Source organism: Gibbsiella dentisursi (assembly GCF_039539505.1).
Classification (GTDB): Bacteria; Pseudomonadota; Gammaproteobacteria; order Enterobacterales; family Enterobacteriaceae; genus Gibbsiella; species Gibbsiella quercinecans.
Genome location: NZ_BAABDG010000010.1, coordinates 42,344 through 67,392 on the forward strand (window position 1 = coordinate 42,344; position 25,049 = coordinate 67,392).

Genomic DNA, 25,049 nt, shown 5'->3' on the forward strand with positions numbered 1-25,049 from the left:
GCTGTGCCCTAGTATAAAATTTTATTTTAAATTTTTGCTGCTTTACAAATCCCATCAAACTTTCTAATAAAAGCACTACGAAGCTCATCATTTTCAGGTTGCATTAATAATGTCTTATATTCATTAATGTACTGAATTATACCAGCCATAAACAATGACCGATGAAGTATTTTTTTACCATCTCTGACAATGATAATTTCATGTTCCTCAATATTTATTACCCAACCATCACAAGTAGAAGCATCATGCAACAATGAACAACGCACACCAATATAAAAACTGTCAGCCAAATCAGGATCGTTTTCAAAAAAACATTTAAATGGTGCTTTTGTTTTTAAAAAAGCCGTAAATAATTTTTTACTACAACCATTTCCATATTCATATTCGCCCGGTTGTGAGCTCTTAAAATTTATACCTCTATGAAAAGTTTCCAGATTTTCAATTAAAGCACAAAGCAACGTACAAATGGCAAAACCTGCTCCACGTAAATTATTATGCCCACCAACGCCTCTTATATTCTCAATAGGATTGAGATAACGTTCATTAATTCTATCTTCAAAAAAATGAAGAGCTTCGCCCCAATTACTTTCAGAAAACTCACCGACTAAACTTCCTGATAAACTTTCCCAATCAGAAACAGTTCTTTTGCCAGCAATCTTTATCATTTTACCCTCTATAATTTTTTCACATCTGTGAAAAAGCCAGTGCAGAACTTTCTCAAAGAGACACTTCAATAAAAATAATTCTAAGTATACACTATTAAATCTATTTCTTTAATTAAATTAATATCAAAATATGACAGACAATAATTGATGTTCTATGTATCAGTAGAACCAACATATCTGGATATATTTAAAATTCACCACACGCCTTGTTATTGTATCAATCTGTTAAACATTTAAAGAAAACATCTCTATTTAATGATCATTATCACAGAATTTTTTTAAATTTTACGACATATTGAAATAAATAAAATCGTCAATGCTTTATAACGATAATAGTCAGTATGAAAAAATTTAAGCTCAAAATTGATTACTCTAATGACATCCTACCAATTGTTTCAGGTAAGGTGTTCCATGTCACCCCGACTTCTAATATGTCGAGCATTAAAGAAACAGGTGCTTTAGTTCCAAACTCTCATCTGCTACATCATTCTGAATTTGGAAACACTGCGAACGGTTTTTTTAGGCTGAAAGGTTGTGTCTCTTTCTTCGATTACAGATGTATTAATACTCAACACTGGGAACAACACGCATATAAATGTTTTCCTACACAAATTCTTAATCATAATGATTCAATATCCATTTTATTACTTAATGAAAATGAATACGACAAATTAATTCCGTGGACTATGTGGAAAAAAGAAAAAGCATGGTCGGAACGTGTAGTTCCCTGGGTTGAAACTGGTTATAAAGGTAATGTACCTCTAATAAGTATTACTCAAGAAATAATAGTAGAGTACAATACATAGATCATGTACTGAATGTAATATTGCACTGATAATAATAACCATTTGTTTTTACATGAATAATCAGTGCAGTTTCATAACAAAGCAAGAATACAAAAAATACATGATGACCTTTACTATATATTTACTTATCACCAATCCTAATCATTATATATTTAAAATCCCATTTTTAATAATTAACACAATAGTGTTTTTATAAATTCATTTTTCAAAATAAAAACAATCAGTTGACCATTAAATAAAGGGTGAAAAAATATTTACACCCTAATACATAAAAATAAATTTGAATTTTATTTATTTCTTAATATATATTCTCTTTAACAAAAACAATAAAGGAGAATAAAAATGAAAAAACAAAACTACTCAACCTTCACAAGTTATCTTTCTAAAACGCACAAAAATGTAGATCTTTATAGATTATACAACCCACATTTTTCAAGCTTCTGCAAAAGCTACACTTATGACCATGATTTCTATCTTACCTATTTCTCTCGTCATATGATTACGGAGAGAAACATTTTAACTATATTTTCAATTTACACTCACTTCTCTTATGGCATGACCAAGAAAGAAACGATCAAAGATTTCATACTGTTTCTTAAAAAAATTAATTCAGTTGTTTTCTGGAAATCACTCTCCTTTCGTGGTTGCAATGTTATTTATTTGGACAAAAAGCGACAACAAAAAGAAATATCATGGTTTACCTTTTCACGAATCTATGACGAAGTATTAGGGATAAAAGAATATCAATTTAATAACAATATTTATAGAAAAATAGCATAACAGGGGATAAGCAATAATGAAAAAAACCAAATCAATAAGAAAAATAATAAAGATCATTACAACTAAATCCAGGTTACCTAAACGGTTCAAAAGCATACAGTATAGGTAATAGAGGTATATTAGAAACATGAATTCAATGTGAAATATCCATAACAGACTCAAGACTAAATATCTAAAGCTAAACCGGGTAAATCTTAAATTATTTTAAGACACTCCTTTATCCGGTGTTTGTTTTTTTCACGATTATACACTTGACGTTTTATTATTATCTTTTATATATGATTCATGACACAATTAAAACTTAGGTATTTCTATGCATTATAATTCTCAAAAACAGCAGCCAGATTTAACAAAAACATCGAGAAGGGGAAAATTTCATACTGAACGGTTACCAGAGAATGAAATCAGATCATACTGTGTAAGTGTCAGATTAAATGAAAATGAATTATCTATTCTAGAAGAAAAAAGAGGTTCCTATAAAAAAGGAGAATGGCTCAGGATGGCTTCGCTGAATAAACTTCCTTTGGTATTACCAGAGATTAATAAAAGTGCATGGGTAGAGCTTGGTCGCCTTTCACAAGATTTAAATCGCCTCCTGACCTACCTCGATGGTAAAAGTCCTGACAGCGATCCAACCCTGACAGAAATGCATGTAATCAAACGGCAGGTGCAGACACTTCGCACTCTTCTACTTTCCTCAACTTTTTGGAGTAATACAAATGAAAGGTATGCAGAAAATCAAGAGAGGTAAGCAATTTACCGGAGTAGTTGTCTATGCACTTGAACCGGCTTCACACCATAAAACAGATCCCAGGGTTATTGGTGGCAATATGGCTGGTAACCATATCGTTGACCTTATCCGCGAGTTTGGGCAAACAAAAATTTTACGACCTGATATCAAAAAACCGGTATGGCACAACTCTCTTCGCTTACCGCATGGAGAAAAATTGTCAGAAGCACAGTGGGCAACCGTAGCCGACGATTATATGTCTCGTATGGGTTTTGCTGATACCCATCTTCGTTGCTATGTTCTTCATAATGATGAGGCGGGACAGCATATTCACATTATTGCGAGTCGTATCGATATTACTGATGGAAAGTTGTATCTTGGAAAAAATGAGAACCTTATCAGCACTCGTATTATCAGTGAGATTGAAAGAGTATATGGTCTCACAGAAACAGCGACTACTTTAAACCGACGATCTCAGAGCATAAAGAAGCTTTCGCGCAACGAAAAGATGCTCTCTGAACGAACGGCAACTCCCTGCCCAAAAGCCGCTTTGCAAACTTGCATCGATAATGTGTTAGCCAATCGCCCAGATTTGTTATCGTTCATTCAGCAACTGGAACAAGTGGGTGTAACCTGCCAGCCCAACATTGCTTCGACGGGCAAAATGAATGGTTTTTCATTTGAATTTCAGGGGATTGCCTTCAAGGCTTCACAGCTTGGGAAAAGGTATGCCTGGTCAAATATTCAGACACTTATTGATTACTCGCCTGGACATGTAAAACTACTTAATACAGGATCTAAATTTGCTCCTGCTCCTTGTAGAGAGCCAGAAGCACAACATCCCAGCAGAGAAACTATTCTCGATAAACTACTGCAACTCGACGAACAAGTCAGAAATGAAAGGGAGAATGAACTTGCCCATACCATCCAGTTGAACCAAAAACTACGCTTTACGGCCCATCAGATATCCAGACAACACCAATCCCACCTCCGGGTGTGGCTTCCATTTCTTAGCAGATTCATACAACTGCTCAGACAGTTGGGTAGTTCTCTGTTGTATGCGACCGCTCGTCCCTTTAGACAAATCTATCATCTTCACTTACTTGCCTCCTCTCCTGAACCTGGCGATGAAATACATTCAGAACAATTGGTTAGCAAAGGATCCAACTACAAACCACATTTCAAATAGTTTATTTTTACAATTTAGTCAAGAAATTATTGATCGTTTATATAGATCGATAATTCAATTGCGATAGATAAAAACTATCAACAAGAATCCATCGATCGGTACAAGCAATTTTACTAAAGCAGTTCATTCATTGAAAATGCTCAAAAAGACATCGCCTTAAATCAGGTCAGGGAGTTGCAATGAGTAAGCAAACTGTTCAGTGCCCCTTTTGTTTTAAAGAAAGTCCCCACGGCGTAAAAATATGCACCGGATGCCATGCAAAAGTGGCCTATGGTGAAAGTCCGCTCAGTGTGGCCTTCCTGTTTCAATTCGTGGCCTTCGGTCTCGCATGGTTAGTATTTTCATTGACCGATAGCACTTCTGTTTCAGTCATTACGTTTTTTGCCAGCATCATTATTCTTATTTGTATAATTAAAAAGACATATGCAAGCAGAGTTTTTTTTATTCAACGAAATTAATTCTGCACTGCATAAAACATTAAAATGAGAGAACTTATGAACAGACTTATTGCTTCTGTATTTTTTATTTCCGTTTCCTTTACTTCTGGTTGCTCAACATCAGGCAATCAACATCTCAAAAACGAAACATCACAAAGTCTACAGTCGCAAATTACTAAAAATAAGACAACGAAATCAGAAATCACCGCCCTCCTGGGCGAGCCAGATACAAGAACCACTCTTGATAACGGTAATGAAGAATGGACTTACTTTATGAATAACAATCAGTTTGACGCCACCACATTCATCCCGATCGTTGGATTACTGACGGGTGGTTCACAGACACAGGCAAAAAGACTCGAAATCGAATTTAAAGACGAAACGGTCAGAAAGTGGACGTTCTCAGAAAATAACAGCAAGATGAAAACCGGTCTTATTCAATAACGCACTCTACCGTCTGGAATTATTTTATGAAAACATATGCAATTACTACACTCATTGCCTCAATTTTTTTACTGAGTGGCTGTAATAATGAGCCCTCCGAGCAAGAACTTTATAATGCAATGAATAAGGTCGTGGAGCAGACGAATGCCATCGTCACATCCATAGCCGGTAAAGATGTCCCAAAAGACGCACTGCGGGAATTAAAATCAGTCAAAAAGCATGACTGTGTGAAAGTATCGGATAAAAGCTATAAATGTAATGTGACGGTTGTTGTCAATAACGACAAGGCCACCGCAGCTGTCACAATGGTCAAAACGGATGATGGCTGGCAGGTCGTAGATAAGTAAAATTCCAGAAAATTATCCCCTCAGGCAGGATCCTGGATAACCAACTCCTGCTTTTTCTTACCCACATATCCCACCGTGCCACGAACTGAATGGTGTGCATAAAGCACATTGCCTTATCCTCATAGCCTTTTCCTGCCACCTAAAGGTGGCGGTACGTAATTCAATGAATGTGAAATGCTCTTCCTTTCATACTGTGCCAGCAAATCTGCATAGAGTTGTTCAACCTCCATGAGGTTACCAGAAATATAATCCACAAGCCCATTCAAGCAATAAAGCATCGTATGTCTGTTGTTGAGCTTTATTAGCACATTAGCCCTGAGTGATGAAACTACACCTGTGAACATCTGCATAATATTATCCACGTGAAAACACGAGTTGCAGTATTGCTTACGTGAGTAATAATATTTAAGGTGATATCCGACGAAAAGTACATACAGCTTTCGGTAAAACATAGCATTAATAGCATCATCACGATGCTGAGTGATATATTTATCAATCAACTGGATAAATTTTTCTTCCTGTGAAAGGGTTATATTATTACACATAGTTTGATCCTTTTTTAATTTTATAATCAAGTACTATCATGCCAACATAAAAAATCAACACCTAAAACAAAATATTATTATATAATTACCAATTAGAAATAATTATCATCTTACTTTTTGGAAAAAAAACAATAATATATGTAAGTTAAATAACAATTTTCCTTTAATCGAATTTAAAACCAATTAATAAAAAACCTTCTACGGATATTTATAACAAAGTGCTTCGCACTGGCTTACGCCCCATATACTGATACGAAGATATTAATTTATACTTTGCTACGGACTTTCTTGCAGCACCGCTGAGTGCACAAAGCACTCACTCGCTGAAGTAAAAAAAAATTTCCAGAGGTTTTCGGCGTAAGCCGATTTTTATAATCATGTAATACAATGATTTTCAGTTATTCTGATATCTTAGCTCTTCTGCGACAACCTTGTTCATTCATTTAATTCCAGATATCTGTATATAGTGTAATTATTTACATTTAGTCCAAAAAAAATAATGATAACCGAAGTCCAATGACGCAACACTGAAGTTGCGCAGACTTCATTACATTATACGCATAAACATAAGGATATATTCGATATTGAATTAAGCAAGACGATATGGCAGATCAAATTAGTATTGTAATGCTATGGTTTCTTATTTCTTTATTTATCTTTTATCTTGCTAAAGAAAAATAAAATAAAACTAAGTTAATCATAATATTAAATCAGATGAGCGGTAATGACTTCCATGAAGTAAATTTATTTATTTTATAACCTGAAACATTAAATCTACCACCCATAGTATTTAATTTAACACTCCATATATCAATATAGATAAAATAATTTGTTTTTTATGAATAAAAATTTGACAATTAAATAAAATATGCAATATATATTATCAGATAAACAACAAAAGGAGATAATATGATAAATACAAATGTTATTCTAACCAGAGAACAAAAATCCGCAATTGCAGAAGCATTAGACGTATCATTAGACGATTTAGAAGAACTTAGAATTAAAGCCAGTAATAAAAGGAAAACCTCGTTTAAAGATGATTTTTCCATGATCTTTAAAACAAATATCGGCACCCTGGCAAAAATGAAGCTAACACCAACTTCTTTTCGAATAATTATTTATCTTTTTTCAATTATTGATTATGGAAATATTCTTGTTAACTTCTCTCAATCGAGGGTAGCAAAAGATTTAGGACTACAAAAATCTAATGTTTCGAGAGCATTCAAAGAGTTATTTGAAAAGAGAATTCTAATTCGCAATACAGAAGACGATCATGTTTATTTGAACTCAAATTTATGCGTTAAAGGGATCCCTCATAAATTTAATGAGGACCAAATGAATAAATTTAAAAATTCAAAAGCGGAGACTGACGTCTTTACTAACGCATTTAATTTATATTGCATAAAAAAAACAAGAAAAACAAATTAGAAACGAAAGACTGAACAATGTTAGGAGTATTAAATAGTTGCTAAATCTCGCACCGCAGCACTTAATAAACCAATTTCATTAACTATCAGTTAATGAAATTGGCATATAAGAAGCGAATTAATTATTATTTATAGGCGTCGATTGTTTTTAATTTTCTGTATGTGATTTTGAATATCATTCAGAATACCATTAATTTGAATGATAAAATCACTATTAACACATTTATATTCAGAATGAAATTTCACCAAGCTTATGAGATATGACCTATAACCACCTAAATAATTTATCAATTGATCTCTATAATATTTCTTTTCAAACTCATCTTTTTTACTCTCATATTTTATATTTTTTTCTTTTAATCTGACTTTAATGTATTTATTGCAAATGTTTTTGTAAGGAATATTCTGAGCTAAAGCATGAGTAACTTTTAGAACGGTATTCAATTTTGACTTAGATAATCTGATAGTACCAATTGAACCGTTCCCTCCCTTATTTTCTATGACATAGCCGTTAATAGATATTTCCTTTTCCCTTGAGATATATTTCGACTGATTGATATTAAAACCCATTATTGAAAGAAGTGACGATATCTCATCAATAAAGTAATCTGACATTAATAACTTGCTTTCTCTTGGGTTAGAAAATAACATATCATCAGCATATCTACTATAGATTACACCTTTTTTGGCACAGAAATCCTGTATAAGTAAATCCATTTTTCTAAACACAATATTAGAAATTGCTGGAGATGTTCGAAATCCCATTGGAATGATCATTCCTTTATCTTTACGTATCGGCGACTCATATCCTACTGAATTTAGAATTGCATCAATTAATTTTTGCTCGGTACCTATAAGGTACTCATCTTTAATATAAGGAGACAAGCTTTGTTTGACGTCGTCAAATGAAATATTGTTGAAAAAAGAAGATATATCCAATCTACAATAGGAGCTACCGTATATATGTGGCTCAAGATATTTTAGATAGCTACCTCCTCTTACGAAAGCTTTGGCCGCAGAGTTGAGAGGAATATGGGATAGAAAAAATCTATTTAATCTTAGCTGGACGTGGGAGTGCGGAGATGTATTGTTAATTGCATAAAATATTTTTGAACCCGAAGAAATAAGACGCACTTCTTTATTTGATATTTTCGGTATCGCACTTTGGGTTATTATATTTTCTTTAAATGATTCAACAGATAAAATCTTCTCATAAAAAACTTTATCAACTAATATCATCTTTTTCGTCTTCATAAAGCTTCTTCTCCGATACCAAGACCAATCTTTACACTCTGTGAGTATTAAAGTTACCTATGGCGCCAAGTGCGCAAAGGATGAGCTAGTTTTTACTGAGGCTAGAGATGGCGAACACCTTATCCAGTCAAACTGGACTCCTCAGCTTCTATCGAAGAAGAAGCTTGTTCGATTATACTAATAATCTCTGGGAAAATAAAGCTTAGTTTTTGTCGAATCCTATCATCATCACTTTCTTCGCTTGTGATTTTTTCAATCGTATAGTTTAAGAATGTAGTAACCCATCCTGATGTCTTGGTCATTTGGGGCTCTAAGAAAAATAGTTCATTATTTTTATAATTTTTAATCTTTTCACGGAACGACTCTGCTTCACCATCTTTTCTCAATTTATCTAAAGTATACTGGGTTTCGGTCTTGCCTCCAAAAGCCAGACGTAAAGCCAGAACAATTTCCTTCTCGTTATTAAAATCACTATATACTTTTCTTTTCAAGTAATTAAGAAACGATAATTTTATTCTTAATGCTTGCTTATCAACTGCCGATGAATAAACCGGATGATTTAGACCTATACAAAAAACACTTTTAAATAATGGAACAACCTGAGATTTTATATTGTATCTTCTCCGCATCGCCTCAATAAACTTATCAGGATTCGGATTATTTATCGTCATTTGTGTTAAAATAACATCTCCAATCCAATTGAAAAAGTAAGGTAAAGACTGCTCATTAATTAGAGCACCTTCAATAGTCGTTGTCATGAAGTAGCGATTTAATTTTCTGCTAACTTTATTTATTCTCGAACTTAAATTATGGAGGCTGAATCTTTTAAAGAACAAACCTGAATCAATATGTTTTTTTGTTGAGGACTGGATATCTGAAAATAAATCGATCTCCTTCCGAACCCTACCAAATCCGGTGTCATAGTAATCGAACTCCTTTGTCAGTTCTTTAATCATTTTTTCAAATAAAGGACGAAGAGAAAATTCCTCCGTCTTGATACTATAATCTATTAAAGTATCTATATCTTTAATAATTACAAATGGAATTGAAGCTTTTGAATAGCCGGGATTGATATTAGCAAGTATAACTTCATTGGCATCGTAGATATCTGCCAAACTAAATGACGGATATAAATTCAAAAGAGATAAATTTCTAAACAATTCGAGTTCAGTCGCTCCCTCAACGAATACAATGTATTCACTAAAAAATAACCGGGCCTCATTATCGCTGAATATATTTAAAAATCTCTCGTCAGAATAGGTTGAATTAATTTTATTAACTCGCGTAGATCCATCTTTTTTCTTAGAAAAATGTAGAACTTGCTGATCTTTCCCAAATAATTTTATTGTTTGTTTTAATATACTTGGAGAATGCGTACTATAAAAAATATTTGGATATGGCGTTTTATATCTACCAGGGCCACTTAACTCACTTGTTTTCTTAAATTTAGAGTATATTTTGTTTAAATTCGAAACAAAGCTTTCTGCGAGCTTAGGATGTAAGCCAACTTCAGGCTCATCGATGTAAACTATTGGACTAATAAACTCTGTTCTGGTTAATGTTATAAGAAGATGAAGCAATGTTTCTAAAAACTTATTAGAATTTGTCCCATCAGACTGTGTAAATAACTCTTCCCCCGCATTGACGAATGAATCTCCCTTTATAGCAACCTTAATATAATTGATAACTTTTTCTTTATATGTATAAGGTTTTGTGTCAATAACAGAGACAACACGATCAATATATTTTTTATAATCCCCTTTTCTACTCGATATCTTTTCATCAAGAAAATTAACTAATTCCTCGTGATCTACATCATCAAAGTTAAATGAATTGAGATTACTGATTAGCTTCCAAATTGGATTCCAATCATATAAATCAATATGCCTTGTCTCTATATATAGAAAAGGATATAAGGTAGCCAAGAGGGAACGAACCTTCGGATCATCTACAGACCACATCACACTATCGTCTTTACAAATAGTTAATGTCAGCGAGAAAAAACTTTTATTTGTGCTGTTTTTTCGAGCTATCAACTCTTCAAAATTAAGCTTTACACTGGAGGATTTAAACAATGTATTGTATATGTGTTTATGAAACCTACCATTGTTTTTCCTACTGGTTACAATTTTTTTTATTCTGGTTGTGTCAAAGGTGAAAGTAATTTCACCTACCGCATTATAGTTAGTATGGAAATCTAATGGTATTACTTTTTTATTCTCCAACTTTGCGTAGAAATATCGTATGACCTTTAGCAAATTTGATTTACCAACATTATTCCTTCCAATAATACAGTTTATATCTCGAAAGTCTCTTAATATGACATCATCAAAGGAAAGTAAATTTTTCACTCTTATACTTTCAATTGTCATTCCTATCTCCCATTAATTATTTGATAAGACTTAACATTACCAATAAAAACCCCAAACATGCAATGATATGACAATTTAACTCACTAAATCTTTAATGACAAAGCTATAAACTTGGTCACATATAATGGATTCCATCATTTTTTTGTTAAGGTAAAATATCTTTAAGATAATACCGTTCATTTTCTGAACCCGAAGCTTGAATAAGACCATTTAAAAAATCAATAAGCAGTTCATGCCATTTCTGTCGGACACCTACATTGTGCCAATCCTTAAATAAAACATCCTCGACAGAGATCCAAATAACTTCCGCATGGGGTGTAGTTAGTAACTCTTTAAATCTATCGTCAGGGATGGTGAGGGCATGAGAGTAAATTTTATTATCAATAGCCCAAAACGGTTCTGGCTTAGTAAAATCAGTCAAACAAGTAAAAGCCAATCCTCGGACCTGTGCGGCCTCCATTGTACTGCTTACCTTATGACTATCCCGCCAAGCTCTTAAATCACCCAGTAGATAATTTACTCGTTGATTCCGTGCTTTGCTGTCTTCTGCTTGGTACTGGATATAAGCAGGGCCATTACCATTCTGGCGATAGCGAGCGAGGGTTTTGACACTAACACCAAGATAAAGAGCCGAAACTTCAGCACTAAGGGTTGCATCATCTGGCATACCACCAAATAAATGCCATACTTCGGCGTATTCCCTTAAAGTGTCTATTGCACTCATTCCCTGTTCTCCTAATTTACTGGTAATGGTGGATATTTCGCCGAAGCCAAAAGTGTATTATACAATCCTGGTGCCGTCATCAGCATATGAAGTTCAATCCTTTGAAGTGCCTCATAAATTCGTTCATTATCAGGCATTGCATACCTTTCAGTGGGGTCGGTGGTATTGCGATGGTTGAGCAATCTTTTCACCACTGCATACGAAGTTAGTTCTTCTGCAACACGACCAAAGGTCCTACGCAGATCATGCATTCCCAACTTCATTATTCCGGCTTCCTGACAGATATTCTCGCGTAAGCTTTTACTGTCTGAATAGTGCCCGACCTTGCTTCGTGACGAACGAGCCGGAAAAACCCATTTGCGTTTATCTGCTCGTTTTTCGGTATCGTTGACGATATCTCGTCGATCTTCCAGAATTCGCTTTGTAGCATCGCAGATTGGCAACTCATGGTCATTGCGGTTTTTTGTGTCGTAAAAGCGAATAACCCGGTTTTCGAGATCGATATAGCTGGTCGTTTTTGCTTCATCTTCTGTCAGAGTCTCTCGCCAGCACAGTGAAGCCATTTCTTCTTTTCTGGCCCCCGTCAGAACGGTCAACAACAGATAATCACACCCCAGACGATTGAAGCTTCTCTTGTTGTGTAATGCGGTAAGAAATCGTCCTAATGTATCCTTAGGTGATAAGGGGTTACGAACACCTTTCGCACGATAGCTATCTTCCAGTTCAGAACGAGTCCTGAACTTTTTCTGCACTTTCAGGATTGAAAATGGATTATATGACAACGAAGGTAGCCGCTGTTGTGTCTGAGCATTTCCAGCCTCAATTTCAATCGCATGTTTGACAGCAACATTGGCCCACCGGAAAGTCTGCTCTGCTGCTGTTCTGGCTTTTGCAGCAATCTCGTCAAACTTACGGAGGATTTCATTACCAGTGAGATCCTTGATTCGAAGGTTTTGCCACTCTTTTAATCGATTTTCTGCTTTGTCCAATACATTTAGGGTGTTGGGTTTAGCTGGCTTGGTTCTGCCAAGCAAGTGACTTCTGTATTGGGCAAAAGCTTCACTTACGGTCAATTCGGCAAGATCGAGTTCCCTCTTAATCTTGTTGGGATTTCTCTTTGTTGCGATCATTGTCTGAACCAACTGCCGAGCTACCTCACGGGCTTGATCGATACTTGGAAAATCGGACACATTCCCAACCTTTACTTTCAAGACAGAGCTTGGCTTCTTACCCTCACTGACATTACGATCTGAAGAGGCTACTCTTCGCTGGATTACATAGGTTTTTTTCGTCAAACTGACCTTCACACCGAAGCCAACGGGTGAATCTCGATGATCGTCAAAAACTATGTAAGGTTTTTGGTCAGGGTTGGCTTCGAAAACGACTTTTCCAGAGCTACTGAGTTCAGGCTTAACACTAATACTTAACTTGTTGATAATAAAAGCCTGATTGAGAGTTGTTTTCAAAGTATCATCACCATTTGTAGCCCAAAGAAAGAGTACAACTAATCTATCACGCATTGAGCTACAAATGAGCTACAAATTTATGGGTTTATGTGGGTTTAAAGGGTTTTTACCTAGGGCCACATGAGCACTTAAAAGAATTAAAAAATGAGTAAAATCAATATGAATGAAGAAATTGATAAGGACTTCTCTAGCCATACGCCCATGATGCAGCAGTACTTGCGCCTGAAGGCGCAACACCCTGAAATTCTGCTGTTTTACCGCATGGGGGATTTCTACGAGCTGTTTTATGACGATGCCAAACGCGCGTCCCAGCTGCTGGACATCTCGCTGACTAAACGCGGCGCCTCGGCAGGCGAACCTATCCCGATGGCCGGTGTGCCGCACCACGCCGTGGAAAACTACCTGGCCAAGCTGGTGCAGCTTGGAGAGTCGGTCGCGATCTGCGAACAGATTGGCGATCCCGCCACCAGCAAAGGGCCTGTAGAACGCAAGGTGGTGCGTATCGTCACCCCGGGCACCGTCAGCGACGAGGCATTGCTGCAAGAACGCCAGGACAACCTGCTGGCCGCCATTTGGCAAGACGCGCGCGGTTTTGGTTACGCCACGCTGGATATCAGCTCCGGCCGTTTCCGCGTCGCCGAACCCGGCGATCTGGAAACCATGGCGGCAGAGCTGCAACGCACCAACCCGGCCGAACTGCTATACCCGGAAACCTTTGAACAGATGGCGCTGATAGAGCAGCGCCGCGGGCTGCGCCGCCGCCCACTGTGGGAATTTGAACTGGAAACCGCACGCCAGCAGTTGAATCTGCAGTTCGGCACGCGCGATCTTATCGGTTTCGGCGTCGAGCAGGCGCAACAGGCACTGCGCGCCGCCGGCTGCCTGCTGCAATACGCCAAGGACACCCAACGCACCTCCCTGCCCCATATACGCAGTATCACCATGGAGCGCCAGCAGGACGGCATAATCATGGATGCGGCCACGCGCCGTAACCTGGAGCTGACGCAGAGCCTGTCCGGCGGGGCGGATAATACCCTGTCCGCCATTCTCGATCGCTCGGTTACGCCTATGGGCAGCCGTATGCTCAAACGCTGGCTGCACATGCCAACCCGCGATTTCAACGTGCTGAATCACCGCCAGCAGACCATCGGCGCCCTGCGTGATTTATACCTGGAGTTGCAGCCCCCGCTGCGCCAGGTGGGCGATCTGGAACGCATTCTGGCGCGCCTGGCGCTGCGGACCGCACGCCCACGCGATCTGGCGCGCATGCGCCATGCCTTCCAACAGTTGCCGGACATTCGCGCGCTGTTGCAGCCGGTTGATACACCGCATGTGCAAGGCCTGCTGCAGCAAATTGGTCAGTTCGATGAACTGCAGGCGTTGCTGGAACGGGCCATCGTTGAAGCGCCGCCGGTGTTGGTGCGCGACGGCGGCGTGATCGCCACCGGCTATAACGCTGAACTGGACGAATGGCGGGCGCTGGCCGACGGGGCCAGCGATTATCTGGAGCGCCTGGAAATCCGCGAGCGCGAAAAGCTGGGCCTGGATACGCTGAAAGTGGGCTTTAACGGCGTGCACGGTTACTACATTCAGGTAAGCCGCGGGCAAAGCCACCTGGTGCCGATCCACTATGTGCGCCGTCAAACGCTGAAAAATGCAGAACGCTATATCATCCCCGAGCTGAAAGAGTACGAAGACAAAGTTCTGACCTCGAAGAGCAAGGCGCTGGCGATAGAAAAAGGCCTGTATGATGAGCTGTTCGATCTGCTATTGCCGCATCTGGCCGAGCTGCAACAAAGCGCGGGCGCGTTGGCGGAGCTGGATGTGCTGGCAAACCTGGCGGAACGCGCAGAGACGCTGAACTACGCCTGCCCGACCATGAGTGATAAACCCGGCATCCGCATCAGTGAAGGCCGCCATCCGGTGGTAGAGCAGGTATTAAGCGATCCGTTCATCGCCAACCCGGTCTCGCTGTCACCGCAACGCCGGATGTTGATCATCACCGGCCCCAACATGGGGGGGAAAAGCACCTATATGCGCCAAACGGCGCTGATTGTGCTGATGGCACACATCGGCAGCTATGTGCCGGCGGCAAAGGCGACCATCGGCCCGGTAGATCGCATTTTCACCCGCGTGGGCGCCGCCGACGATCTGGCCTCCGGTCGCTCCACCTTCATGGTGGAAATGACTGAAACCGCCAACATCCTGCATAACGCCACAGAACACAGCCTGGTGCTGATGGATGAAATTGGGCGCGGCACATCCACTTACGATGGGCTGTCGCTGGCCTGGGCCTGCGCAGAAAACCTAGCGAGCCGCATCAAGGCCATGACGCTGTTTGCGACCCACTATTTTGAGCTGACGACGCTGCCGGAAAAAATGGAAGGCGTGGTCAACGTGCACCTGGATGCGCTCGAGCACGGCGATACTATTGCGTTCATGCATAGCGTACAAGACGGCGCGGCCAGCAAAAGCTACGGCCTGGCGGTTGCCGCCCTGGCCGGCGTGCCACGCGATGTCATCAAACGGGCGCGCCAAAAGCTGCGCGAGCTGGAAACGATCTCCAGCCACACCGCCGCCGGCACCGTCGAGGCCACCCAGATGACGTTATTGGCGGAAGAAAGCTCACCGGCGGTAGAAGCGCTGGAAGCGCTCGATCCCGATACGCTTTCCCCGCGGCAGGCGTTGGAATGGCTCTACCGGTTAAAAAACATGGTGTAACCGGCATTGCACAGATGCGATAAAAAAAGGGTGGGCTTGCGCCCACCCTTTTTATTTGCGTGGTAAAAATGTGCTATTCGCGGAACAGGGCTTCAATACTCAGCCCCTGCATCTGCAAAATTTCACGCAGACGGCGCAGGCCTTCAACCTGGATCTGGCGAACGCGTTCACGCGTCAGGCCAATCTCACGGCCCACATCTTCCAACGTGGCCGCTTCATAACCCAACAGCCCAAAACGACGCGCCAGCACTTCACGTTGCTTCGCATTCAGTTCAAACAGCCACTTAACGATGCTTTGCTTCATATCATCGTCTTGCGTGGTGTCTTCAGGGCCGTTGTCTTTCTCATCGGCCAGAATGTCCAACAAGGCTTTCTCTGAATCACCGCCCAGCGGCGTATCAACGGAAGTAATACGCTCATTCAGGCGCAGCATACGGTTGACGTCGTCCACCGGCTTATCGAGCTGCTCGGCAATCTCTTCAGCGCTCGGTTCATGATCCAGTTTGTGGGAAAGCTCGCGCGCGGTGCGCAGATAAACGTTGAGTTCTTTAACGATGTGAATCGGCAGGCGGATGGTACGGGTTTGGTTCATGATCGCCCGTTCAATCGTCTGACGGATCCACCAGGTGGCGTAAGTAGAAAAACGGAAACCACGCTCAGGATCGAATTTTTCCACCGCGCGGATCAAGCCGAGGTTACCCTCTTCGATCAGATCCAGCAGTGCCAGACCGCGGTTGCTGTAACGGCGGGCGATTTTCACCACCAGCCGCAGGTTACTTTCTATCATTCGACGGCGAGATGGAATATCACCACGCAGTGCCCGCCGTGCAAAGTAGACTTCTTCCTCTGCGGTCAGCAGAGGAGAAAAACCAATTTCGCCAAGATAGAGCTGCGTCGCGTCCAATACACGTTGGGTAACACTCTGCGACAACAGCTCTTCTTCTGCCAGATCATTGTCACTGGTTTCTTCTTCTACCAGTGCTTTCTCATCAAATGATTCAGCCTCAGTTCCGTTCTCGTCGAAATCCGTCTCGTCATGTAACTCGTTAACTTTCAGCGTGCTTTGGCTCATAAGCTGCTCCTACCCGTGATACCGCGAGCAGGATAGCGCTTATCCTGCCCAATCTATCGCTGCGGAAGATAACGCAGCGGGTTTACGGATTTCCCCTTGTAACGAATTTCAAAATGCAAACGTACTGTACTGGTTCCGGTGCTCCCCATGGTTGCTATTTTTTGACCCGCCTTCACTTCCTGTTGTTCCCGGACCAGCATCGTATCATTGTGAGCATAGGCGCTCAGGTAATCATCATTGTGTTTGATGATAATAAGATTACCGTAACCCCGTAAGGCGTTGCCCGCATACACTACGCGCCCATCGGCGGTAGCAAAAATCGGTTGCCCACGGGAACCAGCGATATCAATACCCTTATTTCCACCGTCTGATGAAGAAAAGTTATCAATGATCTTACCGTCTGTCGGCCACTTCCAACTACTGACTGGCGCGCTGTTGCTGACGGTACTGCTCACCGGAGGTGCAGCAGCTGGTGCGGTAACAGGAGCGGCGGCAGAACCTACTGCGGCAGCGCCTGATGCAGGTAACATCTTACCTACATTCTGTTTACCCGAGTTTTCAGAATACGCGTTAGTTGGTTGAGAATCAACCGTTGCGGTTTGTATCTGCGTTGTCGTTTGTATCTGCGTTGAGGAAGGTGGCTTCGGCACACCGCTGCTTGTTGCATCGGTCGCTACCAGCATACCGCCGTTATTTTGCGCAGACCCATTACCAAGTTGAATGGTTTGGCCTACGTTCAGGCTGTAAGGCTCAGGAATATTATTGCGCTGCGCCAGATCGCGGTAGTCGTTCCCAGTGATCCAGGCGATATAAAACAGTGTGTCGCCGCGTTTGACCGTATAGGTGCTGCCGCTATAGCTGCCTTTCGGAATGGACTCATAGCTGCGGTTATAGACAATTCGGCCGCCCTGCGCGCCAGCGTTGCCCACCACCGGCGCCGTTGCTGAACCGGCAATACCGCCGTCGTTTACGCTGCTAATGGGTGCCGAGGTCGACTCGCCATTGGAACATCCTGCCAACCACACACTTATCATTGTACACACCGCAACGCGGCGTAAAGTAATCATTGGGCTTCCCGTGCTCATGCTTCCCCCATGACAGCAATATCAGCGATATATCCAAAATCTCCTTGCACCGCAGTTGGGTATCGTACGTACCACGAAGGCTGCGATGAAAGGCTTCCCCCAGACTAAGCACACACCAACAGCCCGTGCCGGGAAATCAAAAAAACAGCAGGCCGATGCTAACCACATCAACACTGCTCCACAATAAGACAACGGCTAACATACTGCCATTGTAGTGAAAATCAGTCGCATTGAAACGCGAAAAGCGTTTCCGCCAGCGGCTAAAGTGCAACAGAGTTAAAACCGGGCGGTTTATTCAGGCCAGTTCGCCCTTCACCAAGGGGACAAAACGCACGGCCTCAACCGCATCAATGCTGAACTCATTACCATAGCGCTGGATGCGCTTTAACGTCTGGGCCTGTTCACCCACCGGCAGCACCAAAATACCGCCGTCATCCAATTGCTCCATCAGCGCGGCGGGAATTTCCGGCGGGGCAGCGGTAACAATGATCGCATCAAACGGGCCGCGCGACGCCCAACCCTGCCAACCGTCACCGTGGCGGGTAGAGACATTGTGCAGATCAAGCTGCTTCAGGCGGCGTTTCGCCTGCCATTGCAACCCTTTGATACGCTCTACGGAGCAAACATGTTGCACCAGGTTCGCCAGAATAGCGGTCTGATAACCGGAGCCAGTGCCGATCTCCAATACCCGCGAGGTTGGCGTCAGGCTTAGCAGTTCGGTCATCCGCGCCACCATATAAGGCTGGGAAATTGTTTGGCCGGAACCAATCGGCAACGCAGTATTTTCATAGGCTTTGTGCTCCAGCGCTTCATCAACAAAACGCTCGCGCGGCACGGCTTCGATCGCTTTTAGCAAGCGTTCATCCCGGATGCCCTGCTGCCGCAACTGGGCCAATAATGTTTGCATACGTTTGTTCACCATTCCCCGCTAACCTCTGCCTTGGTCAACCACGTTTTTACCACATCCTGGGCCGCGTAAGCGGTTAAATCCACCTGCAGCGGCGTCACCGCCACATAGCCTTGCTCCACGGCGGCAAAGTCTGTATCCGGCCCGGCATCAAATTTATCACCCGGCGGCCCAATCCAGTAGAGATTCTGCCCGCGCGGATCCTGCTGGCAAAAGACCTTTTCGGCCGGATGGCGGCTGCCGCAGCGCGTCACGCGGATGCCTTTGATTTCATCCAGCGGCAAATCCGGCACGTTAACATTGAGGATTTTCCCGGTGCGCAGCGGCTCGCGTTGCAAAGCGCGCAGCAAGCGACAGGTGACCGCCGCCGCAGTGTCATAATGGCGTTGGCCATTCAACGAAACGGCCAGCGCGGGGAACCCCAGGTGGCGCCCTTCCATCGCCGCCGCTACGGTGCCGGAATAGATCACATCATCGCCCAGATTCGGGCCGGCATTGATACCGGAAATCACAATATCCGGCCGCGGCCGCATCAACGCATTAACGCCAAGGTAGACACAATCGGTCGGCGTGCCCTGCTGCACGGCGATATCGCCATTCGGCAACGTCAAGGTGCGCAACGGCGCTTCCAGCGTCAGCGCATTGGAAGACGCGCTACGGTTGCGATCCGGCGCCACCACCTGCACCTCGGCAAAGCGGCGCAACGCCTCGGCAAGCACCTGGATCCCCGGAGCGGAAACGCCGTCATCGTTACTCAGTAATATCCGCATCGCCGTTATCCTGCAGCATAATTTCGCGAACCACGCTGGTGGCAAAACTCCCCGCAGGCAACCAGAAGCGTAGCTCAACGGTGACGTCGTCCCACCAGTTCCACCGCATATTTTGCGGCTGTAACAGCAGCGCACGGCGTGCCGGCTCAACCCGTTCACGCTTTAAAAGCGTAAGCAATTCTGGCTGTTCCGCCAAGCACTGCTGCTCAAACTGCAGCGCGGCATCGGCCGTACCGGGTTCGCCATCGCCAGGCAGCGGTGCCGTCACCCGCAATTCACCAGCATCAACCCGCTGTTGCAAGCTGGGCAGCTCATCCGTCTGCGCCACAAACCAACTGCCGCGGCCGGTCAATTGCAGGGCATCGCCTGCCAGCACGGTGGCCTGCAGGCCATCGGCCAGACGTGCGCTCGCCACTTGATTGAACAGTGCGCTGCGGCTGGCGGAGAGGTAAAAGCTGCGCTTGTTGCGCTCCCTGACGCGAATTTCGTCATTGGCCCAGCGCTTCGCCATCACCAGATTATTGCCGCCATGCCCGAAACGCTGGCTACCAAAATAATTCGGCACGCCCTGGTCGGCGATTGCCGCCAGCCGTTGTTCAACCTCCTGGCGATCGCTGATTTGGCGCAGTATCAGGGTAAACGCGTTGCCTTTCAGGGTGCCGATGCGCAGCTTGCGCCGGTGGCGCGCCGCGCGCAGCACTTCACAGCCCGCCAAAGCAAACTGGCCGAGATCGGGATCGGTTTTTCCCGGCAGATGCAGGCAGAACCACTGTTCGGTGACGGCATTGCGATCCTTCAGGCCGGCATAGCTGACGGAGCGGGCATGAATACCGGCGAAGCGCGCCAAATTCTCAGCCACAAATTGCGTATTGCAGCCATTTTTGCGGATGTTGACCAGCAGGTGCTCACCTTCGCCATCCGGCTCAAAGCCCAGGTCTTCCACCACCACGAAATCTTCCGGGTTGGCTTTCAACACACCGCTGCCGCGCGGTTTAGCATGCAGCCAGCTCAGATGCGCCATGTCCATTCGCTTACTCCTTGATCAACAAGGCGACCGCCTCACAGGCAATGCCTTCGCCGCGCCCGGTAAAACCGAGCTTCTCGGTGGTGGTCGCCTTCACGTTGACGTCGTCGAGATGGCAGCCCAGATCTTCGCTCAGAAAAACCCGCATCTGCGGAATATGCGGCGCCATCTTCGGTGCCTGGGCAATAATGGTGATATCCAGGTTGCCCAGCCGGTAGCCTTTGGCCTGGATACGTTTCCACGCTTCACGCAACAGTGCGCGGCTGTCTGCGCCTTTAAACGCGGGATCGGTATCCGGAAACAGCTTACCGATATCCCCCAACGCCGCCGCACCCAGCAACGCATCGGTGGCCGCATGCAACGCAACGTCGCCGTCGGAGTGCGCCAGCAGGCCGTGTTCATAAGGGATGCGCACACCGCCGATCACCAACGGGCCTTCGCCGCCAAATTTATGCACATCAAAACCATGACCAATACGCATTATTCGCTCTCCTCAGAACCCATTCCAATAGGCGTAGCGCCGGCAAACCCTGGTTGCGCCCACGCGCAAGCGCCGCTACCGGCGCAGCCCGCAACGCTGGTGCCTATTCAAATAGGTTCTTACCTGTTTAACTGAGTTAGATAAAACGCCGCCAGCGCCAAGTCTTCTGGCCGCGTTACTTTAATATTATCTGAACGCCCCGCGATCAACAGCGGATGATAACCGCAATGCTCCAATGCCGAGGCTTCATCGGTCACCGCCGCTCCCTCATCCAGCGCACGCTGCAGGCAAAGTTTCAGCAGTTCCAGCGGGAACAACTGCGGCGTGAGGGCATGCCACAAATCCTGGCGTTCGACGGTGTGGGAAATCGCACATTGCCCGGTTTCCGCTCGCTTCATAGTATCGCGCACCGGCGCCGCCAAAATACCGCCAACTTTGCTGTGTTCGGTGATCGCCAACAGGCGATCGAGATCGTCGTGGTGCAGGCACGGGCGCGCGGCGTCATGCACCAGCACCCATTCGGCGCCGCCAGCCAGGCGCAGGCCAGCCATAACGGACTCTGCACGCAGCTCACCGCCGGTAACCACACGCACACGCGGATCCTGCGCAATCGGCAACTGTTGGAACTGCCGATCGGCCGGGCTGATAGCGACAATCACCTGCGGGATGCGCGGATGGCGCAACAGCGCGTGGATCGCATGTTCCAGAATGGTTTTATCGCCAATGGTAAGGTATTGCTTCGGGCAATTCGCCTGCATGCGGCTACCGATGCCCGCCGCAGGCAGCACGGCAATCACCTGTGAAAGGGCATTTGCGGAGTGATTCATGCGTTATTTTACGTTGTTTTGTGAAGAGGACGTGGCCGTACGCCTGGATTGGTCGGGCACCAAACGGTAAAAAGTTTCATTGGGCTTAATCATGCCCAGTTCATTGCGCGCACGCTCTTCTATCGCCTCTTGACCCCCGTTGAGATCGTCGATTTCAGCGAATAACTGATCGTTACGTGCTTTCAACTTCGCGTTATTGCCCTGTTGGACAGCAACATCGTCATTGACGCGCACATAATCGTGAATACCATTTTTACCCAGCCACAGCGAATACTGTAACCAACCGAGCAATGCCAGCAATAGTAGCGTAAGTTTTCCCATCCCCGCCCCCTGAAAAACCGCACAATCATCCCACAACTTTTGGTTGGACTCCACACCGAGCACGGCATTTCAGCGCCAGAATCAGAATACGGATAATAATTTCCCGTGTTTATCCACTAAATCCGTCGCGAAAGCGACAAAAAAAGTGACTTTTGCCATACCGATGGCGCGCGGTTGCATTCCCCGGCATTACCCCTTACTTTTATGCAGTCAAAATGCATAAATAATTTTTATGGCTATTAATTAATCACAGGGAAACATCATGCTAAAACGTCTGGTTATCATTGGCGCCTGCCTGGCCGCCACCTTATCCGCCGCCGCCTTTGCGGCTGAAGCCACCTATACCGTCGGCGCCGGCGGCACTTACCGCCCGTTTGAATACGAAAACAGCAACAAACAGCTGGAAGGTTTTGATATTGATATCATCAAGGCTATCGCCAAGGCAGAAGGCTTTCAGGTTAAGCTGGTGAATACGCCGTGGGAGGGCATTTTCGCCACGCTGAACTCCGGCGATCGCGATATTATCATCTCGGGGATTACCATCACCGATAAGCGCAAGCAGATGGTGGATTTTTCCGCCCCGTACTTCCCGGCGGAACAGGCGATCGTGGTGCCGCATGATTCTAGCGTTGATTCCATCGCCGCCTTGAAAACGCTGAAGGTTGGCGTGGTTAACTCCAGCACCGGGGATATCGTGGTGTCCGACGTATTGGGCAAAAACAACACGGCGATCAAACGCTTCGATAACACGCCGCTGATGCTACAGGAGCTGTATGAAGACGGTATCAGCGCCGCCGTGGGCGATGTGGGCGTCGCCAAGTTCTACATCAAAACCCACCCGGAAAAACAGTTCAAGCTGGTGTCCGACGCCAAATTTGAACGCCAGTATTTCGGCATCGCCGTTGCGAAAGGCAACGAAGAACTGCGCGATAAGATTAACGCCGGCCTGAAAAAAATCCTTGCCGATGGCACCTATGCCAAAATTTACCAGACCTGGTTCGACAGTAACGTCCCAACGCTGCCGGCGGAATAATCCCAGCGCCTTCCGCCCGCTTTGGGAAGGGGTTGTATCTTGTTGTGGGCAATCGGGCCTGCCTGATTGCCGCTTTTTATCTGTAAGGAACTGAACTTGTCTGCTTTCCGCTGGGAAATCATCCAGGAATACGCGCCGCTGTTTGCCCAAGGCGCCTGGATGACCATCAAATGCACCATCATCTGCGTGCTGCTGGGCACCACCTGGGGCCTGCTCCTCGGTTTGGGCCGGCTGGCGCAAGCACCGCACGGCATCTGGAAACCCATCCTGCGCTACGGCGTGCAATGGCCGGTGCGCATCTATATCAGCGCCTTTCGCGGCACACCGCTGTTCGTTCAGATCATGGTGGTGCACTTTGCGCTGGTGCCGCTGTTTATCAACCCGCGTGACGGTATTTTGGTCACCAGCGGCCTGATGAGCAGCGACTTCGCCCGCATGCTGCGTTCCGACTACGGCGCCTTCCTGTCCTGCGTGGTGGCGATTACGCTCAATGCCGGCGCTTACGTTTCGGAAATTTTCCGCGCCGGCATTCAGTCGCTGGATCGCGGGCAGATGGAAGCGTCGCGCTCGCTGGGAATGAGCTATGGCAAAACCCTGCGCCGGGTGATCCTGCCGCAGGCGTTCCGCCGCATGCTGCCGCCGCTGGGCAACAACGCCATTGCCATCGTCAAAGATTCGTCTCTGGCCTCCGCCATCGGGCTGGCCGATTTGGCCTATGCCGCCCGTACCGTCTCTGGCGCGTACGCGACCTACTGGGAACCCTATCTGACCATTTCGCTGGTTTATTGGGTCATCACCTTCCTGCTCTCGCTGCTGGTGCAACATATGGAAAAGAGGTTCGGCAAAAGTGATTCACGTACATAATCTGCAAAAACAATTTGGTGAGAGCCACGTATTGCGCGGCATCTCCTGTGACATCGCGCCGAATGAAGTGGTGTGCATTATCGGGCCTTCCGGCTCGGGGAAAAGCACCTTCCTGCGTTGCATCAACGCGCTGGAAACGCTCTCCGGCGGCGAAATAGACGTTAACGGCTTCGCCATCCACGATCAGCGTACCGATCTCAACAAAATGCGTGAGAGTGTTGGCATGGTGTTCCAGCGCTTCAACCTGTTCCCGCACATGACGGTATTGGAAAACATCATCATGGCGCCGATGGATGTGAAAAAACTGTCGCGCGCCGAGGCCACACTGCGGGCGGAAAAGCTGCTGCGCAAAGTCGGGCTGCTGGATAAAACCGATGCCTATCCAAACAGCCTATCCGGCGGGCAGCAGCAGCGCGTCGCCATTGCCCGCGCGCTGGCGATGGAACCGAAAATCATGCTGTTTGATGAGCCCACCTCGGCGCTGGATCCAGAGCTGGTGGGGGAAGTGCTGGCGGTGATGAAAGCGTTGGCGCATGAGGGCATGACGATGGTGGTGGTCACGCATGAAATGGGGTTTGCCCGCGAAGTGGCCGATCGGGTGATGTTTATCGATCAGGGCATTATTCAGGAAGAAGGCGCGCCGCAGCAGATTTTTACCAACCCGGCCAATCCGCGTACACGGGCATTTCTAAGCAAAGTTTTGTAACTTTCAGCACCGCTTTGCAATCCCGCCGGGCGCAGCGATCGGCACCCGG

Annotated in this window: 26 protein-coding genes; 12 read left to right on the top strand and 14 right to left on the bottom strand. The window is 45.2% G+C overall.

Annotated elements, in window-relative coordinates:
* Window positions 1-26: 26 nt before the first annotated feature.
* Window positions 27-665 (bottom strand): hypothetical protein, encoded by a 639-nt coding sequence (locus ABFX35_RS20565; RefSeq protein ID WP_223413264.1) that lies wholly within the window; start codon window positions 663-665, stop codon window positions 27-29.
* Between the two features lie 341 nt (window positions 666-1,006).
* Between ABFX35_RS20565 and ABFX35_RS20570 the strand changes: the two genes are divergently transcribed.
* The 7 genes from ABFX35_RS20570 (at window position 1,007) to ABFX35_RS20600 (ending at window position 5,398) form a co-directional block, all read left to right on the top strand.
* Window positions 1,007-1,471, top strand: coding sequence for a hypothetical protein (locus ABFX35_RS20570; RefSeq protein WP_074164080.1), 465 nt, complete (start codon window positions 1,007-1,009; stop codon window positions 1,469-1,471).
* Window positions 1,472-1,813: 342 nt separating this feature from the next.
* Window positions 1,814-2,251, top strand: coding sequence for a hypothetical protein (locus ABFX35_RS20575; protein ID WP_346082696.1), 438 nt, complete (start codon window positions 1,814-1,816; stop codon window positions 2,249-2,251).
* A 313-nt stretch (window positions 2,252-2,564) separates the two neighbouring features.
* Window positions 2,565-3,002 (top strand): ATP-binding protein, encoded by a 438-nt coding sequence (locus tag ABFX35_RS20580; RefSeq protein WP_074164079.1) that lies wholly within the window; start codon window positions 2,565-2,567, stop codon window positions 3,000-3,002.
* Window positions 2,971-4,170 (top strand): relaxase/mobilization nuclease domain-containing protein, encoded by a 1,200-nt coding sequence (locus ABFX35_RS20585; RefSeq protein ID WP_063437550.1) that lies wholly within the window; start codon window positions 2,971-2,973, stop codon window positions 4,168-4,170. Before ABFX35_RS20580 ends, ABFX35_RS20585 begins: the two co-directional genes overlap by 32 nt.
* Window positions 4,171-4,349: 179 nt before the next feature.
* Entirely contained in the window at window positions 4,350-4,628 is a 279-nt protein-coding gene (locus tag ABFX35_RS20590) for a hypothetical protein (protein WP_346082698.1), read from the top strand.
* Between the two features lie 36 nt (window positions 4,629-4,664).
* Window positions 4,665-5,051, top strand: coding sequence for an outer membrane protein assembly factor BamE domain-containing protein (gene bamE / locus ABFX35_RS20595; RefSeq protein WP_048260260.1), 387 nt, complete (start codon window positions 4,665-4,667; stop codon window positions 5,049-5,051).
* A 26-nt stretch (window positions 5,052-5,077) separates the two neighbouring features.
* On the top strand, window positions 5,078-5,398 hold the full coding sequence (locus tag ABFX35_RS20600; protein WP_001525471.1) for a hypothetical protein: 321 nt from the start codon (window positions 5,078-5,080) through the stop codon (window positions 5,396-5,398).
* A gap of 119 nt (window positions 5,399-5,517) precedes the next feature.
* Here ABFX35_RS20600 and ABFX35_RS20605 read toward each other — a convergent pair whose 3' ends face one another.
* Window positions 5,518-5,943, bottom strand: coding sequence for a hypothetical protein (locus ABFX35_RS20605; RefSeq protein WP_063437548.1), 426 nt, complete (start codon window positions 5,941-5,943; stop codon window positions 5,518-5,520).
* 909 nt (window positions 5,944-6,852) lie between these two features.
* Here ABFX35_RS20605 and ABFX35_RS20610 point away from each other — a divergent pair.
* The gene (locus ABFX35_RS20610) at window positions 6,853-7,374 is read left to right on the top strand and encodes a helix-turn-helix domain-containing protein (protein WP_063437547.1); all 522 of its coding nucleotides are present in this window, start codon (window positions 6,853-6,855) and stop codon (window positions 7,372-7,374) included.
* 128 nt (window positions 7,375-7,502) lie between these two features.
* Here the strand turns inward: ABFX35_RS20610 and ABFX35_RS20615 are convergent, their stop codons facing one another.
* The 4 genes from ABFX35_RS20615 to ABFX35_RS20630 all read right to left on the bottom strand — a co-directional run bounded on the left by ABFX35_RS20615 (window position 7,503) and on the right by ABFX35_RS20630 (window position 13,189).
* On the bottom strand, window positions 7,503-8,627 hold the full coding sequence (locus ABFX35_RS20615) for a reverse transcriptase domain-containing protein (RefSeq protein WP_022651761.1): 1,125 nt from the start codon (window positions 8,625-8,627) through the stop codon (window positions 7,503-7,505).
* Between the two features lie 119 nt (window positions 8,628-8,746).
* Complete coding sequence (locus ABFX35_RS20620) at window positions 8,747-10,999, bottom strand: retron Eco8 family effector endonuclease (protein WP_346082699.1); 2,253 nt, start codon at window positions 10,997-10,999, stop codon at window positions 8,747-8,749.
* 145 nt (window positions 11,000-11,144) lie between these two features.
* A complete protein-coding gene (locus ABFX35_RS20625; protein WP_022651763.1) occupies window positions 11,145-11,723 on the bottom strand; it encodes a hypothetical protein in 579 nt (192 codons plus the stop codon).
* A gap of 11 nt (window positions 11,724-11,734) precedes the next feature.
* Entirely contained in the window at window positions 11,735-13,189 is a 1,455-nt protein-coding gene (locus ABFX35_RS20630) for a tyrosine-type recombinase/integrase (protein ID WP_032238487.1), read from the bottom strand.
* Window positions 13,190-13,348: 159 nt separating this feature from the next.
* On the opposite strand from ABFX35_RS20630, the gene mutS reads away from it, so the two are divergent.
* On the top strand, window positions 13,349-15,910 hold the full coding sequence (gene mutS, locus ABFX35_RS20635) for a DNA mismatch repair protein MutS (RefSeq protein WP_428832226.1): 2,562 nt from the start codon (window positions 13,349-13,351) through the stop codon (window positions 15,908-15,910).
* Between the two features lie 73 nt (window positions 15,911-15,983).
* On the opposite strand, the gene rpoS is transcribed toward mutS, so the two are convergent.
* The 8 genes from rpoS to ftsB form a co-directional block, all read right to left on the bottom strand.
* Window positions 15,984-16,982, bottom strand: coding sequence for an RNA polymerase sigma factor RpoS (gene rpoS / locus ABFX35_RS20640; RefSeq protein ID WP_279024859.1), 999 nt, complete (start codon window positions 16,980-16,982; stop codon window positions 15,984-15,986).
* Window positions 16,983-17,035: 53 nt separating this feature from the next.
* Entirely contained in the window at window positions 17,036-18,049 is a 1,014-nt protein-coding gene (gene nlpD / locus ABFX35_RS20645) for a murein hydrolase activator NlpD (protein ID WP_279024857.1), read from the bottom strand.
* A gap of 313 nt (window positions 18,050-18,362) precedes the next feature.
* Entirely contained in the window at window positions 18,363-18,989 is a 627-nt protein-coding gene (locus ABFX35_RS20650) for a protein-L-isoaspartate(D-aspartate) O-methyltransferase (RefSeq protein WP_095845934.1), read from the bottom strand.
* A complete protein-coding gene (gene surE, locus ABFX35_RS20655) occupies window positions 18,983-19,744 on the bottom strand; it encodes a 5'/3'-nucleotidase SurE (RefSeq protein ID WP_279024855.1) in 762 nt (253 codons plus the stop codon). The genes ABFX35_RS20650 and surE overlap by 7 nt, the downstream gene beginning before the upstream one ends.
* A complete protein-coding gene (truD, locus tag ABFX35_RS20660) occupies window positions 19,725-20,771 on the bottom strand; it encodes a tRNA pseudouridine(13) synthase TruD (RefSeq protein ID WP_279024854.1) in 1,047 nt (348 codons plus the stop codon). Before truD ends, surE begins: the two co-directional genes overlap by 20 nt.
* 4 nt (window positions 20,772-20,775) lie before the next feature.
* The gene (ispF, locus tag ABFX35_RS20665) at window positions 20,776-21,249 is read right to left on the bottom strand and encodes a 2-C-methyl-D-erythritol 2,4-cyclodiphosphate synthase (protein WP_095845937.1); all 474 of its coding nucleotides are present in this window, start codon (window positions 21,247-21,249) and stop codon (window positions 20,776-20,778) included.
* 119 nt (window positions 21,250-21,368) lie between these two features.
* Window positions 21,369-22,076 (bottom strand): 2-C-methyl-D-erythritol 4-phosphate cytidylyltransferase, encoded by a 708-nt coding sequence (gene ispD / locus ABFX35_RS20670; RefSeq protein ID WP_279024850.1) that lies wholly within the window; start codon window positions 22,074-22,076, stop codon window positions 21,369-21,371.
* Window positions 22,077-22,079: 3 nt separating this feature from the next.
* A complete protein-coding gene (gene ftsB / locus ABFX35_RS20675; protein WP_279024848.1) occupies window positions 22,080-22,397 on the bottom strand; it encodes a cell division protein FtsB in 318 nt (105 codons plus the stop codon).
* A gap of 262 nt (window positions 22,398-22,659) precedes the next feature.
* Between ftsB and ABFX35_RS20680 the strand changes: the two genes are divergently transcribed.
* The 3 genes from ABFX35_RS20680 (at window position 22,660) to ABFX35_RS20690 (ending at window position 25,000) form a co-directional block, all read left to right on the top strand.
* The gene (locus tag ABFX35_RS20680; RefSeq protein WP_095845940.1) at window positions 22,660-23,430 is read left to right on the top strand and encodes a basic amino acid ABC transporter substrate-binding protein; all 771 of its coding nucleotides are present in this window, start codon (window positions 22,660-22,662) and stop codon (window positions 23,428-23,430) included.
* 96 nt (window positions 23,431-23,526) lie between these two features.
* Window positions 23,527-24,294, top strand: coding sequence for an amino acid ABC transporter permease (locus ABFX35_RS20685; RefSeq protein ID WP_279024845.1), 768 nt, complete (start codon window positions 23,527-23,529; stop codon window positions 24,292-24,294).
* A complete protein-coding gene (locus ABFX35_RS20690; protein ID WP_279024843.1) occupies window positions 24,278-25,000 on the top strand; it encodes an amino acid ABC transporter ATP-binding protein in 723 nt (240 codons plus the stop codon). Before ABFX35_RS20685 ends, ABFX35_RS20690 begins: the two co-directional genes overlap by 17 nt.
* The last annotated feature ends 49 nt before the right edge of the window (window positions 25,001-25,049 follow it).

Coding starts and splice junctions, on each gene's coding strand:
- ABFX35_RS20575 (WP_346082696.1), top strand. CDS start 1,814: ATGAAAAAACAAAACTACTCAACCTTCACAAGTTATCTTTCTAAAACG.
- rpoS (WP_279024859.1), bottom strand. CDS start 16,982: ATGAGCCAAAGCACGCTGAAAGTTAACGAGTTACATGACGAGACGGAT.
- ABFX35_RS20650 (WP_095845934.1), bottom strand. CDS start 18,989: ATGGTGAACAAACGTATGCAAACATTATTGGCCCAGTTGCGGCAGCAG.
- ispD (WP_279024850.1), bottom strand. CDS start 22,076: ATGAATCACTCCGCAAATGCCCTTTCACAGGTGATTGCCGTGCTGCCT.
- ftsB (WP_279024848.1), bottom strand. CDS start 22,397: ATGGGAAAACTTACGCTACTATTGCTGGCATTGCTCGGTTGGTTACAG.
- ABFX35_RS20580 (WP_074164079.1), top strand. CDS start 2,565: ATGCATTATAATTCTCAAAAACAGCAGCCAGATTTAACAAAAACATCG.
- ABFX35_RS20585 (WP_063437550.1), top strand. CDS start 2,971: ATGAAAGGTATGCAGAAAATCAAGAGAGGTAAGCAATTTACCGGAGTA.
- ABFX35_RS20680 (WP_095845940.1), top strand. CDS start 22,660: ATGCTAAAACGTCTGGTTATCATTGGCGCCTGCCTGGCCGCCACCTTA.
- ABFX35_RS20615 (WP_022651761.1), bottom strand. CDS start 8,627: ATGAAGACGAAAAAGATGATATTAGTTGATAAAGTTTTTTATGAGAAG.
- nlpD (WP_279024857.1), bottom strand. CDS start 18,049: ATGATTACTTTACGCCGCGTTGCGGTGTGTACAATGATAAGTGTGTGG.
- ABFX35_RS20625 (WP_022651763.1), bottom strand. CDS start 11,723: ATGAGTGCAATAGACACTTTAAGGGAATACGCCGAAGTATGGCATTTA.
- ABFX35_RS20590 (WP_346082698.1), top strand. CDS start 4,350: ATGAGTAAGCAAACTGTTCAGTGCCCCTTTTGTTTTAAAGAAAGTCCC.
- bamE (WP_048260260.1), top strand. CDS start 4,665: ATGAACAGACTTATTGCTTCTGTATTTTTTATTTCCGTTTCCTTTACT.
- mutS (WP_428832226.1), top strand. CDS start 13,349: ATGAATGAAGAAATTGATAAGGACTTCTCTAGCCATACGCCCATGATG.
- ABFX35_RS20600 (WP_001525471.1), top strand. CDS start 5,078: ATGAAAACATATGCAATTACTACACTCATTGCCTCAATTTTTTTACTG.
- ABFX35_RS20565 (WP_223413264.1), bottom strand. CDS start 665: ATGATAAAGATTGCTGGCAAAAGAACTGTTTCTGATTGGGAAAGTTTA.
- ABFX35_RS20570 (WP_074164080.1), top strand. CDS start 1,007: ATGAAAAAATTTAAGCTCAAAATTGATTACTCTAATGACATCCTACCA.
- surE (WP_279024855.1), bottom strand. CDS start 19,744: ATGCGGATATTACTGAGTAACGATGACGGCGTTTCCGCTCCGGGGATC.
- ABFX35_RS20610 (WP_063437547.1), top strand. CDS start 6,853: ATGATAAATACAAATGTTATTCTAACCAGAGAACAAAAATCCGCAATT.
- truD (WP_279024854.1), bottom strand. CDS start 20,771: ATGGACATGGCGCATCTGAGCTGGCTGCATGCTAAACCGCGCGGCAGC.
- ABFX35_RS20605 (WP_063437548.1), bottom strand. CDS start 5,943: ATGTGTAATAATATAACCCTTTCACAGGAAGAAAAATTTATCCAGTTG.
- ABFX35_RS20620 (WP_346082699.1), bottom strand. CDS start 10,999: ATGACAATTGAAAGTATAAGAGTGAAAAATTTACTTTCCTTTGATGAT.
- ispF (WP_095845937.1), bottom strand. CDS start 21,249: ATGCGTATTGGTCATGGTTTTGATGTGCATAAATTTGGCGGCGAAGGC.